Here is a 14,202-nt window from a genome sequence, read left to right as displayed (position 1 = left end):
AAGGCATGGCCGAACTCAACCAACCCATGATCGAGGAGGAAAATCAGCCCCTACACATCACCGCCAAAGCCGCCTGACGATGGCCCACGGCCACAGCCGAAATTACACCACCTTGACGGACGCGACCTGCTGAGAAAGCGCAGGATCAATCACGCCGCATTCCGCTGCCCTGCCCCGCCATATGGGTCCGCCCGCATAGTTCCCCGCCCACGATGAATAGCTGTAAAAACCTAGTCTATTAAGGTTAAGTAATAGTCACAACAGAACGAACGCTCTTGTCAAGGCGGGAGCCTTGATGCGTGAATTTGCGGATGTGTCAGGATAGGCCGAGGGCAGCCAGCCGGAAATTAGACAAATGGCTAAGAATGGCAGCTCACGACCCGGAACGGCAGGCGATCGCCATCGGTCTCGGTGATGGAGACATATTCGCCGACCCGCAGCACATGGTTTTCCAGATGATAGATCGGCTCGTCGTCGTCGGTTCCGGGCTCGTAGGAGAAGGCCCAGGCCCTGCCGCGGGTACGGATGACCTGGCCGCGCAGGTCCGGCTCGCCGGGCCAGAAGCGCGTCACCGTCGCCCGTGCCGGGCTCTGGCGCCAGGCGTCCTCGTCGATGTAGCCACGGTCATCGAGCGGCAGATGCAGCATGTAAGCATGCGACGGGCTACCCTCGGGATATTCGCGGGTACGGGCCAGTTCGAGGCGGATGGTGTTCCAGGTCATGAGACTTTCCCTTCTAGTCTCACGACCCTGGCGCAAGCCCGCTGGCGGCGCCTTGCGTCAGGTCAAGTTAATCGGCGGTCAGTCTCAGGCGCGCGCAAAGCGGGCGACCAGCTCGACGTGCGTCGACCACAGGAACTGGCCGACCGGCCACAGCCGCTCCAGCCGATAGCCGCCATCGACCAGCCGGCGAGCGTCGCGGGCGAAGGTGTTGGGGTTGCACGACACCGCCACCACCACCGGAACGCCGGACTGCGCCAGCATTTCCACCTGCGCCTCGGCGCCGGCGCGCGGCGGATCGACCACCACCGCCTGCATGTCCTTCAGCTCCGCCGGGATCATCGGCCGGCGGAACAGGTCGCGGTGCGTCACGGTGACCGGCCGGCCGGCCTCCCGTGCCGCCCGGTCGAGCGCCTGCAAGGCCGGCTGGGCGGCGTCCGCCGCCAGCACCCGCGCGGTGCGGCCAAGCGGCAGCGCGAAGGTGCCGACGCCGGCGAACAGGTCCGCCACCTGCGTCGCTCCGCCCACCGCGTCCAGCACGGCGTCGACCAGCGCCGCCTCGCCATCGGCGGTGGCCTGGAGGAACACGTTGTGCGGCAGCCGCACCGGCACGCCACCGAAGCGCAGCGTCGGCGGCCGCCGCTCCAGCATCACGTCGAGCCCCGAGGCGCCCTCGATCGACAGTCGCGCGAGATCGGCCGCCTCGGCGAAGGCCGCGCAGGCCTCTTCCTGCTCGAAGCCGCGCACCTTCAGCCCGGACAGGGTGACGTCGAGGCCGGCATCGGTGACCGTCAGCTGTACGGTGGCGGCGTGGCCATCGGCCAGCAGGGTGCGCAGAAAGTCGCGCAGCGGCGGCAGCGCCGCCAGCAGCGCCGGGTGCAGCACCGGACATTCCGCCAGATCGACCAGACGGTGGGTGCGCTCGATGTTGAAGCCGATCTCGACCCGCCGGCCGCGCCGCACCGCCCGCAGGCTGGCCCGGCGGCGGCTGCCCGGCGGGCTGAGGTGCACCGGCTCCACCCGGGCCGGCGTCACCTCGTGCTGGGCCAGCGCCATCAGGATGCGCTCGGAAAGCCAGGCGCGGTAGGCGGGCTCGGCGACATGCTGCAGGGTGCAGCCGCCGCAGACGCCGAAGTGGCGGCACACCGGCTCGGCGCGGTTGGGCCCCGGCACCAGCTCGGCGACCAGGCCGGTATCGTCGAGCCGGGCGATGTCGCCAGGTGCCGCGCCCTTGACATAGAGCGGCTTGCCCGGCGGCCGCGGCGCCACACCATCGCCCTGGGCGCCGAGATACTGGACCACCACCTCGTTCATGCCGGCACCTCGTTCACGCCTGCTTCTCCGCCGCGATCAGAAACTCGATATTGCCTTCCGGCCCGGTGATCGGGCTGGGCGTGATGCCGGTCACCCGCCAGCCGGGCAGGCCGTTCAGCCACGCCTCGATGTCGGCGCAAACCTCGGCGTGCAGTGCCGGATCGCGCACCACCCCGCCCTTGCCGACCCGTTCCTTGCCGACCTCGAACTGCGGCTTGATCAGTGCCACCAGCCGGGCGTGCGGCCTGGTGAGCGCCAGCGCCGCCGGCAGCACGGTTTTCAGGCCGATGAAGCTGGCGTCGCACACCACCAGGTCCACCGGCTCGGGGATCTCGGCGGTGGTGAGCGCCCGCGCGTTGGTTTTCTCCAGCACCACCACCCGGTCGTCCTGACGCAGCTTCCACGCCAGCTGGCCGTGGCCGACATCCACCGCATAGACCCGCGTCGCGCCGCGTGTCAGCGCCACGTCGGTGAAGCCGCCGGTCGAGGCGCCGACGTCGATGACCACCTGACCCGTGATGTCCCAGCCGAAATGGCTCAGCGCATGGTCGAGCTTCAGGCCGCCGCGGCTGACCCAGGGGTGGTCGCGGCCGCGCACCTCCAGCGCCGCGTCGGCGGCCAGGGTGTCGCCGGACTTGGCGATCTTGCGCTCGCCGGAAAACACCAGGCCAGCCATGACCAACGCCTGGGCGCGTGCCCGGCTTTCGGCCAGCCCGCGCTCGACGAGCAGCTGATCGACCCGCTGTTTGCTCATGACCAGCTCTCGACACGCAGGCCGGGCACCCGCGCGAACTCGCGGTGGTTCAACGTGACCAGTGTCGCGTCCGCCGAACGGGCGTGGGCCGCGATCAGCATGTCCATGGCGCCGATAGGTGTCCCCTCCCGCTCCAGCCCGGCACGAATATCGGCATAATGCTCGGCCGCCACCTGCGTCCATGGCAGCACCTCAAGCGTCGCGAGAACCCGCGCGACGATGGTCTCGCGCACCCGCCCCAGCGGTCGCTTGGTCCGGCCATACTGGATTTCGGCATAGACGATGGCCGAGATCGCCGCCTCACCGGCGCGCAGACCGGCATAACGGTCGAACAGCGTGGATGGCGACCGCCTGACGATGGCGCTGCAGACGTTGGTATCGAGCAGGAACATCAGGCCAGCGGATCGCGTGCTTCGGGGAGCGGATCGGGCAGATCGGCCCAGGGGTCGTCCTCGGCCGGCCCCCACGCCGGCAGATCGGCGAGCAGGTCACCCATGGTCGGGCACCTGTCCGAGGCCGCGCGGATGACGATGGCATCCCCTTCCTTGGTGATCACCACCTCATCGCCGGGTGGCAGCAGTTCGGCGGGAATCCGCACCGCCCGGCTGCCGCCGGTACGGAACAGACGCGCGGTATACTGCTTGCCCAACGGTGGTGCTCCTCACGGGAATGTAGATACATGGTGTATATACATTCAGCCCGATCTCAAGACAATCGGGGATCAGGACAAATCAGGGCTCAGGCGCGTGCCGTACCGGCCAGCGACACGTCGTTGTGGCGCAGCGCGGCCAGCGCGGTGCGGGCGATATCGGGCGCGTTCAGCCCCGCCTCGTCGTACATCTTCTCCGGCTTGTCCTGATCCTGGAACACATCCGGCAGCCGCAGGGTGCGGATCTTCAGGCCGGCGTCCAGCAGCCCCTCGTCGGACAGGAAGGTCAGCACATGGGCCCCGAAGCCGCCGATGGCGCCTTCCTCCACCGTCACCAGCACGTCATGGCCGAGCGCCAGTCTGCGGATCAGTGCCAGGTCGAGCGGCTTGGCGAAGCGCATGTCGGCCACCGTCGCCGGATAGCCCTTGGCGGCCAGCTCGTCGGCGGCCTTGAGCGCCTCGGCCAGCCGGGTGCCCAGCGACAGGATGGCGACCTTGCCGCCCTCGCGGACGATGCGGCCCTTGCCGATCTCCAGCCGCTCCGGCGTCGCCGGCAGCGGCACGCCGGTACCCTCGCCGCGCGGATAGCGGCAGGCGATCGGGCCGCTGTCGTGCAGCGCCATGGTGTGGACCATGTGCACCAGCTCCGCCTCGTCCGCCGCCGCCATCACCACCATGTTGGGCAGGGTGGCAAGATAGGTGACATCGAACGAACCGGCGTGGGTGGCGCCGTCGGCGCCGACCAGACCGGCGCGATCGATGGCGAAGCGCACCGGCAGGTTCTGGATCGCCACGTCATGCACCACCTGGTCGTAGGCACGCTGCAGGAAGGTGGAATAGAGCGCGGCGAACGGCCGGCGGCCCTGGGCGGCCAGACCGGCGGCGAAGGTGACCGCGTGCTGCTCGGCGATGCCGACATCGAAGCAGCGGTCGGGATAGGCCTGGGCGAACAGGTCGAGCCCGGTGCCCGAGGGCATGGCGGCGGTGATGGCGACCACCTTGTCGTCGCGCGCGGCCTCCGCCATCAGCGCCTGGGCGAACACGCGGGTATATTGCGGCGCCTTCGCAGGCGCCTTGTGCTGGGCACCGGTGATGACGTCGAACTTGTTGACGCCATGATATTTGTCGGCGCTCTCCTCGGCCGGCGCGTAGCCCTTGCCCTTCTGCGTCACGACATGGACCAGAATCGGCCCTTCCTTGGCGTCGCGGACATTCTCCAGCACCGGGATCAGGTGTTCGAGGTTATGCCCGTCGATGGGGCCGACGTAATAGAAGCCCAGCTCCTCGAACAGGGTGCCGCCGGTGGCCATGCCGCGGGCATATTCCTCGGCCTTGCGGGCGGCCTGGGCCAGCGGGCGCGGCAGATGGCGGGCGACGTGGCGGCCGATGTCGCGGATCGACATGTAGGAGCGCGACGACAGCAGCCGGGCAAGATAGGCCGACAGCGCGCCCACCGGCGGCGCGATCGACATGTCGTTGTCGTTAAGGATGACGATCAGCCGGTTGCCGGCGGCCAGCGCGTTGTTCATCGCCTCATAGGCCATGCCGGCCGACATGGCGCCATCGCCGATGACGGCGATCGCCTTGCCCGGCGCGCCGGCGAGCTTGTTGGCGACGGCAAAGCCGATCGCCGCCGAGATGGAGGTCGAGGAATGCGCGGTGCCGAACGGGTCGTACACGCTTTCCGAACGCTTGGTGAAACCCGACAGGCCGCCGCCCTGGCGCAGCGTCGTCATGCGGTCGCGCCGGCCGGTGAGGATCTTGTGCGGATAGGCCTGATGACCGACATCCCAGATCAGGATGTCGTCCGGGGTATTGAACACATGATGCAGCGCCACCGTCAGCTCGACGACGCCCAGCCCGGCGCCGAGATGGCCGCCGGTCTGGCTCACCACGTGGATCAGCTCCTGACGCACTTCTTCCGCCAGCTGCGGCAGCTGCTCGGGCGTCAGCCGGCGCACGTCGGCCGGCAGACGGACCTGATCAAGCAGCGGCGTGGAAGGCGTCAAGGACGGTGGCGTGGGCAGACGATCCGTCACCCTGAACTCCGGGAAGTAATGAAACCATGACAGCGCTATAGCCCTCCATGCGCCATTTGTCGAACCACGAAGGGAGGGGGGCGGATTCAGCCCGCCACGCAGGCCGCGCAGCGGCCCTTGACCTCGATCACCGGCTGGCGCGGCTCGAAGCCCTGCGCGCGCGCCAGCGCCCGAATCTGCGCCGCCACGCCGTCGTCGTCGATGTGGGTGGTGGCGCCGCAGGACTCGCAGACCAGGAAGATGCAGTCGTGCGCGTGGTCGGGGTGGGCACAGACCAGGAAGGCGTTGCGGCTTTCCACCCGCTTGGCAAGGTTGGCGCCGACGAACAGGTCGAGGATGCGATAGACGGTGTTGGCGGCGATGCGCCGCCCCTGGCCGGCGGAGACCCGCTCCGCGATGTCGTAGGCGCTGGCCGGGCCCCCGGCCGCCAGCAGCGCCTCGAACACCGCCTGACGCAGCGGCGTCCACTGTTCGCCGCGCCCCACCAGCGCCTGTTCGGCGGCGGCGAGGAAGTCGGGCGCGCCGAGTTCCGGGTGGCTATGATCGCAGGCGTGGGTCATCGACACTCAAGATAGGGGGTGGGGGTATGGATTGACAACCCGCCCGGCCGCGCTGCGGCCACATGACCGACCCGGCCGCGGCCGTGGCCAAATGGACGGCCCGCTCAGCTGTAGCGTTCCTCGTCCCACGGATCGCCGACATTGTGGTAGCCGCGCACTTCCCAGAAGCCCGGCTTGTCGAGGTCGACGAACTCGATCCGCTTGATCCACTTGGCGGATTTCCAGAAGTAATATTTGGGAATGATCACCCGCACCGGGCCGCCATGCTCGCGGGCGATCGGCTGGCCGTCGTGGCTGTGGGCCAGCAGACAGTCGGTATCGGTGAAGTGGGCCAGCGTGACGTTGGTGGTGTAGCCGTCGTAGCCGTGCAGGACGACGTGGCGGGCCTCCGGCCGCACCCCCGCCACGGCGACGATATGGCGGGTGGAGACGCCTTCCCAGCGGTTGTCGTAGCGCGACCACTGGGTGACGCAGTGGATGTCCGACACGTCCTCGAAGGCGGGCTGGGCGCAAAAATCCGCCCACGACCAGCGCAGCGGATTGTCCACCAGGCCATCGACGGTCAGCGTCCACACGTCGAGCGGAATCGCCGGCTGGATGCCGAGATCGAGCACCGGCCAGTTGGTCACCAGCCGCTGGCCCGGCGGCAGCCGGTCGACCTGGCGGTCGCCCTTGGTGCCGGTGAGCAGCCGGCCCTCGCGCGCCCACTGCTGCTTGGACTGCACCAGCTTGTCCCGGATCTCGCCGGAAGGGCTCTCCCCGGGTGGGATTTCACTGGCAGGGGCCTTGCCCCCCGGCGCGTCGCTGTCGGTGTCGCTCATCGTTGCCTCGTGCTTGCTGCCCCAGCAGATAGAGTGTCGCGGCCGCGCCGACCAGCCCCTCCTGCAGGCAACAGGTCAGGTGACTTGCCATACCGGCACCGTCACGCTATGGGAAAGCCGCTTCATTGGGGAGTAGCCGCCCTCGCGGATCAGAGGGGGTTGCGTCAACAGACTTGGCACGGGTGGCTCGGCCGCCACGGCCATGGCGCAACCGGGAACCACGGTGCCGCACGGCACCGCGACCTTGGCGAGACCATTGGCGAGCCGCGTCCGACACTGGCAGGGTCGGGCGACGCGGTCGTCACTGGTTGTTGCCCGCCCCTGCCCCCGGATTGCGTCATGGAAGCCCTGCTCGTCTCCACCGGCATCGTCGCCATCGCCGAAATCGGCGACAAGACCCAGCTGCTCGCCCTGCTGCTGGCGGCCAAGTTCAAACGCCCGCTGCCGATCATTCTCGGCATCTTCGTCGCCACCATCGCCAACCACGCGCTGGCGGCGCTGGCCGGCACGCTGGTCGCCGACCTGCTAACGCCCGACATCATGCGCTGGGTGCTCGGTGCCTCCTTCCTCGCCATGGCCGCCTGGGCGCTGGTGCCCGACACCATGGACGAGGCGCCGGAGGATCGTGGTGCCTGGGGGGCGTTTCTGGGCACCACCATCGCCTTCTTCCTGGTGGAGATGGGCGACAAGACGCAGGTCGCCACCGTGGCGCTGGCTGCGCGCTACCATGCGGTGCTGATGGTCGCCGCCGGCACCACGCTGGGCATGATGATCGCCAACGTGCCGGCGGTGCTGCTGGGCGAGGCCGCGACGCGGGTACTGCCGCTCAAGCTGGTGCGGATCATCGCCGCCGTGCTGTTCGGCCTGCTGGGCATCGCCACCCTGCTCAATCTCGGCGGCCTGTTCTGAGATGGGTTGCGGGGGGGCACGACCACGCCCCCCCCGCGCACCAGGGGCGCCTCAGCTCCTGTCGCGCCTCAGCCCTTGTCGCGCATCAGCCGCTGCTTCTCGCGCTGCCAGTCGCGGTTCTTCTCGGTCTCGCGCTTGTCGTGCAGCTTCTTGCCCTTGGCCAGCGCCAGCTCGACCTTGGCCCGGCCGCGATCGTTGAAATAGATCGACAGCGGGATCAGCGTCATGCCCTGGCGGTTGACGGCGCCGTGGAATTTCTCCACCTCGCGGGCATGCAGCAGCAGCTTGCGCGGCCGCTTGGGCTCGTGATTGAAGCGGTTGCCGTGGCTGAACTCGGGGATGTTGGCGTTGACCAGCCAGACCTCGCCATTGCGGACCTCGGCGTAGGAATCGGCGATCGAGCCCTCGCCGAAGCGCAGGCTTTTCACCTCGGTGCCGGTCAGCGCGATGCCCGCCTCGTACACATCATCGACGAAATAGTCGAACCGCGCCCGCCGGTTCTCGGCGACCACCTTGCGCTTGGTCAGCGGCTGGGAGACATGCGGACGGGCCATGGCGACACACGGGGCTCCGGAGCGGGCCTCAGAGCAGGCCGGCGTGCTGGAGCGCCGCGTCCACCCTGGCGCAGGCGGCCGCCGATGGCGCCGTCATCGGCAGGCGCATCTCCATCGTCGGCAGCAGGCCCAGCTTGTGCAGCGCATATTTGGTCGGCCCCGGCGAGGCATCGGCGAACAGCGCCAGGTGCAGCGGGAACAGCCGGTCATTGAGCGCCAGCGCCGTACCCATGTCGCCGGCGAGGCTGGCCGCCTGGAACCGGGCGCACAGTTCGGGCGCCACGTTGGCGGTAACGGAAATGCAGCCGACACCGCCGGTGGCGTTGAAAGCCAGCGCCGTCTCGTCGTTGCCGGATAGCTGGATGAAGCCGGTGCCGCAGGTGGCGCGCTGCTGGCTGACGCGGGCAATGTTGCCGGTCGCGTCCTTGACGCCGATGATGGTCTTGAGCTCGGCGAGCCGGCCCATGGTCTCCGGGCTCATGTCGACGATCGAGCGGCCGGGGATGTTGTAGATGATGATCGGCAGCGCGCTCGCCTCGGCCAGCGCCTTGAAATGCTGGTAGAGACCGTCCTGGCTCGGCTTGTTGTAATAGGGGCAGACCACCAGCGCCGCATCGGCGCCCGCCTTTTCGGCGTGCTGCATCAGGCTGATCGCCTCGGCGGTGGCGTTGGAGCCGCAGCCGGCGATCACCGGCACCCGGCCGGCGGCGACCTCGATGGTGAGTTCGGTGACCCGGTGATGCTCCTCATGGCTCAGCGTCGCCGATTCGCCGGTCGTGCCCACCGGCACCAGCGCCTTGCTGCCACCTTTGATCTGCCGCTCGACGAGGGTACGAAACGTCGGTTCGTCGATGACGCCATCTCGGAACGGCGTGATCAGGGCTGGAATGGACCCGCCAATCATGGGACTATACCTCATCTCAAGCAGTTCATGGCAATCAGGAGCTGACCGCCGCGATTGGCGGAGACCCTAAGCACGTTCAACGGAGGCAGGCAAGTTCGATGGCGGCAGGCAGGCCCATGCGCTCGAAGATTTGGATGACGGTGCCGCTGGCGGCCCTGCTGGGCGCCCTCGCGGCCGCGCCGGTGCATGCCGGCACCACGGCCGGTGCCCCGGCACCCCTGTCGGCGGCCTGTCAGGCACGGCTGGACGCCTATGGCCGCGCCGGCCGCACCAGTGACGCCGCCCGCGCCGCCATCGCCACGAAGCTGGCCGCATGGGACCGGCTGCGCTGCCTGGAGGCCAAGGCGCCCTATGCGGACCTGTACGGCTTCCTGATGACCAATCGCGGCTGGCCGCAGGAACGCCAGATGCGCGGCCGGCTGGAACAGTCGATGACGCCCGCCGTGCCGCACACCGAACGGCTGGCCTATTTCGAGCGCCACCCGGCGATCACCGCCGCCGGCAGGCTGCGCCACGCCGAGGCGCTGGCGGCGACCGGCCTGTGGGAGCGGGCCGGCACCCTGGCTCGGGAAGCCTGGACCAGCGGCAGCCTGGGGCCGGAGGACGAGCAAAGACTGCTCAGCCTGTTCCGGGCCCGGTTGACGCCCGACGATCATCTGGCCCGGGTCGACCAGCAGCTGTGGCAGGGCATGACCAGCGCCGCCCGGCGGATGCTGCCGTTCCTCGACGCCGACCGTCAGGCCTGGGCGCAGGCCCGCATCGCCTTGCGCGCCCAGGCAGCCGACGCGCCGGCCATGGCCGATCGCGTGCCGGCCAGCCTGCAGGCAAATGCCGGCCTGCTGCTGGATCGTGCCCTCTGGTACCGCAACAAGGGCAATGACCCGGCCCGTGCCGCGCAGATTCTCGCGGGCGCTCCCGCCAGCCCGGGGGACATCGCCCGCCCGGCCACCTGGGCCGAGGAGCGCCTGCGCCTGGCGCGCTGGGCAACCGGCGCCCGCAACCCGGTACTGGCCTACCGGCTGGTCAGCCAGCATGGCCTCGCCGCATCCGGCGCCGATGCGCCCGACGCCGAACGAATTGCCGTCGCCGACCTGGAATGGCAGGCCGGCTGGCTGGCGCTGCATGACATCCGCCGGCCGCGCGACGCCATCCGGCATTTCGAGCGCATGTTCGCCATTGCACGGACGCCGATCACGCTGAGCAAGGCCGCCTTCTGGGCCGGGCGGGCGGCGGAAGCGGTCAACGACGGTCCGCTGGCACGCGCCTGGTATGATCGCGCGGCGCAGTTCGCCGATGCCTTCTACGGCCAGCTCGCCGCCGAAAAGCTGAGTATCGCCCTGCCCTCGCCCGAACTCACACCGCCGCCACTGCTGGCGAACCAGGCGGTGGCGTTCGCCGCCAGCGACCTGGTGCAGGCGACCCGGCTGCTCAACGAGCTGGGGGAGAGCCCCACCGAATCCGTGTTCATCCGCGAGCTGGCCAGCGCGGCGCAGACGCCGGCGGAGAAGCGCCTCGCCGCCGACCTGGCGCAGGCGCTCAACCGGCCGGATCTGGGCGTCGTCACCGCCAAGCTGGCGCGCGGCAAGGGCATCAACCTCGCCTACGCCTCCTATCCGCGGATTCCGCTGGCGCGCGAGCTGGAAGGCATGTGGACCATGGTGCATGCCATTTCGCGCCAGGAGAGCCTGTTCAACATCCAGGCGGTGAGCCCGGCGGGCGCGCGCGGCCTGATGCAGCTGATGCCGGGCACGGCGCAGCTGGTGGCGAAGAAAGTCGGTCTGCCTTACGAACCGGCGCGGCTGACCACCGACCCCGCCTACAACATGACGCTGGGCGCCACCTACTTCCAGCAGATGCTCGATCGCTTCCGGGGGAACCACGTGCTGGCGGTGGCCGCCTACAACGCCGGACCGGGCCGGGTCGTCCGCTGGCTGGAACGCTTCGGCGACCCGCGTGACCCCACCGTCGACACGGTGAGCTGGATCGAGCAGATCCCGTTCAGCGAGACCCGCAACTATGTCCAGCGGGTGCTGGAGAACGCGGTGATCTACCAGAGCATCGCGCCGGATGGCGGAACCGGCGACAAGCCGGCGGGACAACCGCGGCTGAAGGCGCTGTCGCGCCTGCTCGGGCTGACGGGCGACAGCTGACAGACTGGCGACGGTTGATGGCCGAGCTGGCCGGCGTTGCCATGACGGCAGCGCGCCACAGGAACAGACGTTGAGGCACCATGAGCAAGGCACTCGTGCGGGAATCGCAGGACGCGGACGACGAGGACGACGACACCCCGCCGCCGCTGCCCGGCGACCGGAACTACATGACGCCCGAGGGCTATCGCCGCCTGCGCGAGGAACATCAGCAGCTGGTGGCGGTGGAACGACCGAAGATGGTGGAAACCGTTACCTGGGCGGCCTCCAACGGTGACCGCTCGGAGAACGGCGACTATCTCTATGGCAAGAAGCGGCTGCGGGAGATCGACCGGCGGCTGCGCTTCCTCGCCAAGCGACTGGAGACGGCGATCGTCGTCGACCCCGAGCGCCAGACCGACAAGTCGCGGGTGCTGTTCGGTGCCACCGTCACCTATGTCGACGAGCAGGACGTCGAGCGCACGGTGAAAATCGTCGGCCGCGACGAGGTGGACATGGGCACGGATGCCGATCGCCAGTATGTGAGCTGGGTGTCGCCGATCGCCCGCGCCCTGATGAAGGCACGCGTCGGCGACTCCCTGACCCTGACGACGCCGCGCGGCCCGGTCGAGATCGAGGTGCTGGCGATCGCCTACGACGCCTGACCCGGCCCCGGACGGTACCCGGATCAGGCGCCGGACGCTCACGCCACCGCGCGATCAGCGATCGCGCCACCAGCGCCCCGCGCGATCAGCGATCGCGCCACCAGCGCCCCGCGCGATCAGCGATCGCGCCACCAGCGATTATCGTCGCGCCAGTCGCGGTCATGTTGGCCGCGGTCATGGCGGTCGCGGTCATGGCGGTCGCGGTCGCGATGATCGCGGCGATCATGCCAGGCATAGGCCGGGTGGCGGTGGTAAGCGGAGGAACGCACGAAGCGGTCCCATTCCTTCTCGCTCACCCGGCCGTTGCCGTTACGGTCGGCCAGCGTCAGCGCCGAGCGCCGTGCCATCGTCATCTCGCGCTCGCCAAGACGGCCATCGCGGTTGGCATCGAAGTTGCGATAAGCCCAGCGGAAAAACGCCTCGCGATCGTTGCGGCTGTCGAACACGGCATGCAGCGCGCCGTCGCGGACGCCATAGCCATGAGCCTGCGCGGCGGCGCCCGGCAGAGCCGACGCCAGCATGCCCAGCGCCACGGCCATCATCATCGTCCTGCCCATCGTCGTGTCTCCTTGGGTCCAGTGTCCTCGCCATCTCGGGGTGGCGATGATCCGACCATGCCAGTGGCTGGCTGAACCGGCGCTGAGCAGGTCGTTCAGCAGACATTCAGCCAAACGGCGCGGATGACGACGACGGATGGCAACGACGGGCCACCAACGGAAAAGGGCCGGGTGTTTCCACCCGGCCCCGCGTCTGGCGAGAGTCAACGTCCCGTCGTTATTTCTTCGGCGCGTCCATGTCCGGGCCGTCCATATCGCGGCACGGCATGTTGTCGCGCAACTTGTCCCGCCGGGCCATGCGATCGGCGCGATCGAGCTTGCCGTCCTTGTTGGCGTCCATGCCGGCGAACCGCTTGTCCTGCGCCGCCTTGAACTCGGCGCGGCTGACCGTGCCATCGCCATTGGCGTCGAGGTTCTTGAACTGCTGTTCGGTGCGGGCGTCGAAATCCGCCTTGGTGACCTCCATCATGCCCCGACCCTTCCCCGGCCCCATCCCCGGCGCGGGCGTCTGGTCGGCGGCGAGCGCGGTCATGCTGGCAAGGCCGAGGCCGAGGGTCGCGGTGGCGACGATCCATGTGCGGGTCATTGCTGTTCTCCCAATTTCTTCAGGCAATCGATGGCAAGCCATTGCCACCTCACAACCAGTTACGCGCCACCGTCGCGCGAGCCTTCGTCCGGCTGTCGGCGCCCAGGCACCGTTCATCGCCCCGCCGGCGACCTCCCCGCGCCCGTTCGGTCGGCCTTGAGCCGCCAGCCGGCTCAGTCAGCCTTCAGCCGGACCCCCAGTGATTTTTCCGCCAGCCGCTTCAGCGCCGGATCGAGCACCGGGTCGGTGAGGTCGACGTCGCGCGACAGCGTGGCAATGATCGTCTCGATACACCGGATGCGCGCGGCCTTCTTGTGGTTGGCGGCGATCACCGTCCACGGTGCGTGGCGGGTCGATGTCCGGTCGAACATGTCCTCGATGGCGGCATGATAGTCGGCGCGGCGGTCACGGTTGCGAAAATCGTCAAAACCGGTCTTCCAGCGCTTGTAGGGCACCTCCAGCCGTTCGCGCAGTCGCTCGGCCTGCACCGCCGGCGTGACATGCAGGAACAGCTTGACCAGCCGGGTGCCATCCTGGGTCAGCATCCGCTCGAACTCGTTGATCTCGCCGTAGGCGCGGCCCCACGCCTCGGGCGGACACAGGCCCTCGACGCGCTCGACAAGCACCCGGCCGTACCAGGAGCGATCGAACACCGCCAGCTCGCCCCGGCCGGGCAGCCGCCGCCAGAAGCGGTAGAGATAGTGGCGGGCGAGTTCATGCTCGTCGGGCGCCGCGATCGGCCACACCCGGCAGAAGCGCGGGTCGAGCGGTTCGGTCAGCCGCTTGATGGTGCCGCCCTTGCCGGCGGCGTCCCAGCCCTCGAACAGCACGATGGCGCGGCGCTTCTGGACGATATAGGCGGTCTGGATGATCTGGAGCTGGCGCTGCAGCTGCTTCAGCGTCTGCTCATAGACGGTGTCGGACAGCGGCTTGCCGTCCTCGAAGTCCTTCAGTCGCAGCCTGCCGGCCATGGCCCGTTCCCTCGCGTCCGTCTCCTGACGATGCGGGAGAGTAGGACTGGACCGGCAGGCAGGCAATCGCCCGA

General features: G+C 68.9%; 16 protein-coding genes and 1 riboswitch. Of the genes, 3 read left to right on the top strand and 13 right to left on the bottom strand.

What is annotated here, in order from left to right; all coding sequences use genetic code 11:
* Positions 1–359 precede the first annotated feature (359 nt).
* The 8 genes from ABU113_RS10525 to ABU113_RS10490 all read right to left on the bottom strand — a co-directional run bounded on the left by ABU113_RS10525 (position 360) and on the right by ABU113_RS10490 (position 6,856).
* Complete coding sequence (locus tag ABU113_RS10525; protein WP_454559469.1) at positions 360–722, bottom strand: hypothetical protein; 363 nt, start codon at positions 720–722, stop codon at positions 360–362.
* An 84-nt stretch (positions 723–806) separates the two neighbouring features.
* Positions 807–2,033: a class I SAM-dependent RNA methyltransferase gene (locus tag ABU113_RS10520; RefSeq protein WP_454559468.1), complete on the bottom strand. Its 1,227-nt coding sequence runs from the start codon at positions 2,031–2,033 to the stop codon at positions 807–809.
* A gap of 13 nt (positions 2,034–2,046) precedes the next feature.
* Complete coding sequence (locus ABU113_RS10515) at positions 2,047–2,787, bottom strand: TlyA family RNA methyltransferase (RefSeq protein WP_454559467.1); 741 nt, start codon at positions 2,785–2,787, stop codon at positions 2,047–2,049.
* Entirely contained in the window at positions 2,784–3,179 is a 396-nt protein-coding gene (locus ABU113_RS10510; RefSeq protein ID WP_454559466.1) for a PIN domain-containing protein, read from the bottom strand. The genes ABU113_RS10515 and ABU113_RS10510 overlap by 4 nt, the downstream gene beginning before the upstream one ends.
* On the bottom strand, positions 3,179–3,436 hold the full coding sequence (locus ABU113_RS10505; protein ID WP_454559465.1) for an antitoxin: 258 nt from the start codon (positions 3,434–3,436) through the stop codon (positions 3,179–3,181). The genes ABU113_RS10510 and ABU113_RS10505 overlap by 1 nt, the downstream gene beginning before the upstream one ends.
* A gap of 89 nt (positions 3,437–3,525) precedes the next feature.
* A complete protein-coding gene (dxs, locus tag ABU113_RS10500) occupies positions 3,526–5,445 on the bottom strand; it encodes a 1-deoxy-D-xylulose-5-phosphate synthase (protein ID WP_454559464.1) in 1,920 nt (639 codons plus the stop codon).
* A gap of 116 nt (positions 5,446–5,561) precedes the next feature.
* On the bottom strand, positions 5,562–6,035 hold the full coding sequence (locus ABU113_RS10495; protein ID WP_454559463.1) for a Fur family transcriptional regulator: 474 nt from the start codon (positions 6,033–6,035) through the stop codon (positions 5,562–5,564).
* A 104-nt stretch (positions 6,036–6,139) separates the two neighbouring features.
* Positions 6,140–6,856, bottom strand: a complete 717-nt coding sequence (locus ABU113_RS10490; protein ID WP_454559462.1) for a sulfite oxidase-like oxidoreductase — start codon at positions 6,854–6,856, stop codon at positions 6,140–6,142.
* Between the two features lie 113 nt (positions 6,857–6,969).
* Positions 6,970–7,084, top strand: a riboswitch (yybP-ykoY riboswitch).
* A 111-nt stretch (positions 7,085–7,195) separates the two neighbouring features.
* On the opposite strand from ABU113_RS10490, the gene ABU113_RS10485 reads away from it, so the two are divergent.
* The gene (locus ABU113_RS10485; RefSeq protein ID WP_454559461.1) at positions 7,196–7,765 is read left to right on the top strand and encodes a TMEM165/GDT1 family protein; all 570 of its coding nucleotides are present in this window, start codon (positions 7,196–7,198) and stop codon (positions 7,763–7,765) included.
* A 68-nt stretch (positions 7,766–7,833) separates the two neighbouring features.
* On the opposite strand, the gene smpB is transcribed toward ABU113_RS10485, so the two are convergent.
* Together smpB and dapA are read right to left on the bottom strand one after the other, a co-directional pair.
* Entirely contained in the window at positions 7,834–8,319 is a 486-nt protein-coding gene (gene smpB / locus ABU113_RS10480) for an SsrA-binding protein SmpB (RefSeq protein ID WP_454559460.1), read from the bottom strand.
* A gap of 28 nt (positions 8,320–8,347) precedes the next feature.
* A complete protein-coding gene (gene dapA, locus ABU113_RS10475) occupies positions 8,348–9,223 on the bottom strand; it encodes a 4-hydroxy-tetrahydrodipicolinate synthase (RefSeq protein ID WP_454559459.1) in 876 nt (291 codons plus the stop codon).
* Positions 9,224–9,339: 116 nt separating this feature from the next.
* Here dapA and ABU113_RS10470 point away from each other — a divergent pair, with 116 nt between their 5' ends.
* Both ABU113_RS10470 and greB read left to right on the top strand, forming a co-directional pair.
* A complete protein-coding gene (locus ABU113_RS10470; RefSeq protein WP_454559458.1) occupies positions 9,340–11,373 on the top strand; it encodes a transglycosylase SLT domain-containing protein in 2,034 nt (677 codons plus the stop codon).
* A 167-nt stretch (positions 11,374–11,540) separates the two neighbouring features.
* Positions 11,541–12,014: a transcription elongation factor GreB gene (gene greB, locus ABU113_RS10465; protein ID WP_454559472.1), complete on the top strand. Its 474-nt coding sequence runs from the start codon at positions 11,541–11,543 to the stop codon at positions 12,012–12,014.
* 116 nt (positions 12,015–12,130) lie between these two features.
* On the opposite strand, the gene ABU113_RS10460 is transcribed toward greB, so the two are convergent.
* From ABU113_RS10460 to ABU113_RS10450, 3 genes are all read right to left on the bottom strand, one after another.
* Positions 12,131–12,571, bottom strand: a complete 441-nt coding sequence (locus ABU113_RS10460) for a hypothetical protein (protein WP_454559457.1) — start codon at positions 12,569–12,571, stop codon at positions 12,131–12,133.
* A gap of 217 nt (positions 12,572–12,788) precedes the next feature.
* Complete coding sequence (locus tag ABU113_RS10455; protein ID WP_454559456.1) at positions 12,789–13,157, bottom strand: hypothetical protein; 369 nt, start codon at positions 13,155–13,157, stop codon at positions 12,789–12,791.
* Between the two features lie 173 nt (positions 13,158–13,330).
* Complete coding sequence (locus ABU113_RS10450; RefSeq protein WP_454559455.1) at positions 13,331–14,128, bottom strand: polyphosphate kinase 2 family protein; 798 nt, start codon at positions 14,126–14,128, stop codon at positions 13,331–13,333.
* Positions 14,129–14,202 lie beyond the last annotated feature (74 nt).

The sequence above is a fragment of the Parapedomonas caeni genome (assembly GCF_041060555.1).
Lineage (GTDB): Bacteria > Pseudomonadota > Alphaproteobacteria > Sphingomonadales > Sphingomonadaceae > CAUJIW01.
This window is presented reverse-complemented; position numbering and strand designations above follow the sequence as displayed.

Excerpts from the sequence above, each read along its gene's own strand:
- ABU113_RS10455 (WP_454559456.1), bottom strand. The coding sequence starts at position 13,157 with ATGACCCGCACATGGATCGTCGCCACCGCGACCCTCGGCCTCGGCCTT.
- ABU113_RS10450 (WP_454559455.1), bottom strand. The coding sequence starts at position 14,128 with ATGGCCGGCAGGCTGCGACTGAAGGACTTCGAGGACGGCAAGCCGCTG.
- ABU113_RS10520 (WP_454559468.1), bottom strand. The coding sequence starts at position 2,033 with ATGAACGAGGTGGTGGTCCAGTATCTCGGCGCCCAGGGCGATGGTGTG.
- ABU113_RS10495 (WP_454559463.1), bottom strand. The coding sequence starts at position 6,035 with ATGACCCACGCCTGCGATCATAGCCACCCGGAACTCGGCGCGCCCGAC.
- ABU113_RS10525 (WP_454559469.1), bottom strand. The coding sequence starts at position 722 with ATGACCTGGAACACCATCCGCCTCGAACTGGCCCGTACCCGCGAATAT.
- ABU113_RS10470 (WP_454559458.1), top strand. The coding sequence starts at position 9,340 with ATGCGCTCGAAGATTTGGATGACGGTGCCGCTGGCGGCCCTGCTGGGC.
- smpB (WP_454559460.1), bottom strand. The coding sequence starts at position 8,319 with ATGGCCCGTCCGCATGTCTCCCAGCCGCTGACCAAGCGCAAGGTGGTC.
- ABU113_RS10460 (WP_454559457.1), bottom strand. The coding sequence starts at position 12,571 with ATGGGCAGGACGATGATGATGGCCGTGGCGCTGGGCATGCTGGCGTCG.
- ABU113_RS10490 (WP_454559462.1), bottom strand. The coding sequence starts at position 6,856 with ATGAGCGACACCGACAGCGACGCGCCGGGGGGCAAGGCCCCTGCCAGT.
- greB (WP_454559472.1), top strand. The coding sequence starts at position 11,541 with ATGACGCCCGAGGGCTATCGCCGCCTGCGCGAGGAACATCAGCAGCTG.
- dapA (WP_454559459.1), bottom strand. The coding sequence starts at position 9,223 with ATGATTGGCGGGTCCATTCCAGCCCTGATCACGCCGTTCCGAGATGGC.
- ABU113_RS10510 (WP_454559466.1), bottom strand. The coding sequence starts at position 3,179 with ATGTTCCTGCTCGATACCAACGTCTGCAGCGCCATCGTCAGGCGGTCG.
- ABU113_RS10515 (WP_454559467.1), bottom strand. The coding sequence starts at position 2,787 with ATGAGCAAACAGCGGGTCGATCAGCTGCTCGTCGAGCGCGGGCTGGCC.
- ABU113_RS10485 (WP_454559461.1), top strand. The coding sequence starts at position 7,196 with ATGGAAGCCCTGCTCGTCTCCACCGGCATCGTCGCCATCGCCGAAATC.